This window comes from Streptomyces sp. MB09-01 (assembly GCF_033794505.1).
Taxonomy (GTDB): Bacteria; Actinomycetota; Actinomycetes; order Streptomycetales; family Streptomycetaceae; genus Streptomyces.
Genome location: NZ_JARAYQ010000483.1, coordinates 1 through 2,775, shown reverse-complemented (window position 1 = coordinate 2,775; position 2,775 = coordinate 1). Strand labels below are relative to the sequence as shown.

Here is a 2,775-nt window from a genome sequence, read left to right as displayed (position 1 = left end):
ATCGCAGCGGGTGCAGGAGGCGCGGCGGCAGGAGCGGTTGCTGCGGGAGCAGTGGCAGGCTGCACGCCAGCAGGCCTTGAGGTGGAAAGCGGTCGGTGAGGGCGAGCAGCGGGTGCTCGCCCAGCTGTTGGTGCTGACCGCGCGCGGGTGGCGGTTGCTCGTCGACCGGCGATGGGCCGGGACGGGGAGTGCGAACGCCGACATGCTGCTGGTGGGGCCCGGCGGTGTCTTCGTCATCGACGTCACAACCGGGAGCGAGCCGCGGGACGAAGACGCTGCCAAGTTGCTCGCCGCCACGAGGGCCGCCGAGAGCGCGGTGGCGTCGCTCGGAATGTCACCCGTGGCAGTCCAGCCGCTCATGGTGTTCGCCGGGCGGCGCTTCGACGCGGGCCTCGGCCGGATACGGCTCCTGGGTGAGCACGAGATCGGCCCCGTGCTGCTGTCGCAGCGGCACAGGCTGCGAGCGGAGTCGGTCCGTGCGATCGCCGATCATCTCGAGCGGGTGTTCCCGGACCACGTGGGGGCTGCGGTCGACCAGCAGGCGCCGTCCGCGCCCGAACCTGACCGACCGAGCGCTCCGGACGGGCTGTTCGATCTGGAAGGGCTGCGTGATGCGGCCCTGAAAAGCGCGATGGGCGCGCCGATCGAGCAGTGGATGACCTTCCTCCACCCCGATCAGGTCGCACTGGTGCGCCGCAACTGGTCGGGACCGGCACGCATCAGCGGACCGGCGGGTACCGGCAAGACGGTCGTCGCCCTGCACCGCGCGGCCCACCTGGCCAGGCGCACCACCGGCCGCATCCTGTACGTCACCTTCGCCAACAACCTGCCCCGCGTGCAGAGCACCTTCCTGCGGACCATGGCTCCGAGCGTCGCCGACCGGGTGGACTTCCGCAGCCTGCACTCCTGGGCACAGGAGTTCCTGCAGGAGCGGGGCGTACCCGTGCGGCTGCACGGAGACAAGGCCGAGACCGCCTTCAGCCTCGCCTGGAAGAACGTCGGCCGCGAAAGCCGACTGGTCGAGCTCGATCCGGCCCCGACCTACTGGCGCGAAGAGATCGACTACGTCATCAAGGGGCGAGGTCTCACCAGCTTCGAGGAGTACGCGACCGTCCACAGGAGGCGACGGAAGGCGAGCCTGCACCGGACGCACCGGCAGTCGGTGTGGGAGCTGTACGAAGCGTACGAATCGCTGCGCAGCGAGCGGGGCGTGCACGACTTCAACGACGTCCTCTCCTTCGCCCTGGCCGAAGCGTCACGCCGGCGCGAACGTCCCCCGTACGCGGCCGTCGTCGTGGACGAGGTCCAGGACCTCACCCTCGTCGGAGTGCGCCTCCTGCACGCACTCGTGGGTGACGTGCCCAACGGGCTGCTGCTCGTCGGCGACGGCCAGCAGACCGTGTACCCGGGCGGCTTCCGCCTGACCGACGCGGGCATCGACATCCGCGGTGACCGCGGGCAGGTGCTGCGCACCAACTACCGCAACAGCAAGCAGATCCTGGACGCGGCCCTCACCGTCGTGGCGGACGACGCGTTCGAGGACCTCGACGGCCTGCGCACTCCGGGCCGCCGCGATGTCGACCTCACCTACCACGAGGGCGACGTCGTACGCGTCACCAGGCCCACGGTGGACGCCCAGGACAGGGAACTCCTGGACGCCTTGCGCTCCTTGCCCGACGGTGCGCTGGCCGACACCGCCCTGCTGTGCCCCTCCATGCGTGCCATCGGCCACTACCAGCGGCTGCTCACCCAGGCGGGCATCCCGGTGTGCCAGTTGGAGCACTACGACGGCCACGCGGTCGACGCGGTGAAGCTGGGCACCTATCGCCGGGCCAAGGGGCTGGAGTTCAAGAACGTCTTCCTGCCCCAGCACGATGCGGTGTTCGCGAAGGGGCCGGCGGCCGACACGGCAGCCGGTACGGAGACGTCGCAGACGGCCCGGGAGCGGGAGGAACTGCTGCGCAGCCAGCTCTTCGTGGCCATGACCAGGGCGCGTGACCTGCTGTGGCTCGGCAGCGTCAGTCGTGTCGCGGAAGGCGGCACCTCTGCGCGGGGCGGGGGTGGTCAGAGCTGACAATGGGTGGGATTCCCAGGGAAAAGGACCAGTTGATGCACCCGTTCTCGTACGTACCCGCCCAGGATCCGCTGTTCGGTGTGGTCGATGTCGAACTCGATCACGAGGGCGGGAGTCTCGTCGTGGACGGGGAGGGGATCTCCCGGGTCGAGGTGCGGCGGGCCGCCGGTGCGGCGGTGGAGAGCCATGTGCCGATCGGGACGCGGGACGCGGAGTGCCTGTCGATGACCGTCGACGGGGCGGCGGTGTCGCTGCGGCCCGCCAAGGGGTTTCTGACGCGGAAGTCCTACCGGGTGGATGTCGGTGCGTACCGGCTGGTCCCCGACTCGCTCGACGGGAGCAAGTTGCTCCGGGGCGGAGCGGTCCTCGGGGTCTTCTCGTCGAGCGGGGACGGCGGGGTGTCCGTCGAGTGGAAGGGCGAACCGCGCGCCGACGACGCGGCCGTCGGGTACGCGCTCGCCGCGGCGTTCGGGACGGGCGCCGAGCCGATGTGGAAGCTCACCCTGGACGCGCTGCTGGAGCTGTGGCCGTAATCTCCGCGGCGCATGGGTTCTCGATCGGCGGATGCGGAGGACTTCGGGCCGAACGCGGTCTCCGAAACCGGCTGCACGTGTCCGACCGGCTGCACGTGGTGCCGCCGGAGCGGGTCGACGGGCGGGTGGGTTGTTGTGTCCCGTCGACGGGACGGGGCACGACGGGAC

Annotated in this window: 2 protein-coding genes; both read left to right on the top strand. The window is 70.6% G+C overall.

All coding sequences use genetic code 11. From position 1 onward, the window contains the following. The coding region (locus PV721_RS42625) for a nuclease-related domain-containing DEAD/DEAH box helicase (RefSeq protein ID WP_319734164.1) at positions 1-2,074 on the top strand (2,074 nt) is incomplete at its 5' end. A 35-nt stretch (positions 2,075-2,109) separates the two neighbouring features. Beyond that, the gene (locus PV721_RS42620; protein ID WP_319734162.1) at positions 2,110-2,607 is read left to right on the top strand and encodes a hypothetical protein; all 498 of its coding nucleotides are present in this window, start codon (positions 2,110-2,112) and stop codon (positions 2,605-2,607) included. The last annotated feature ends 168 nt before the right edge of the window (positions 2,608-2,775 follow it).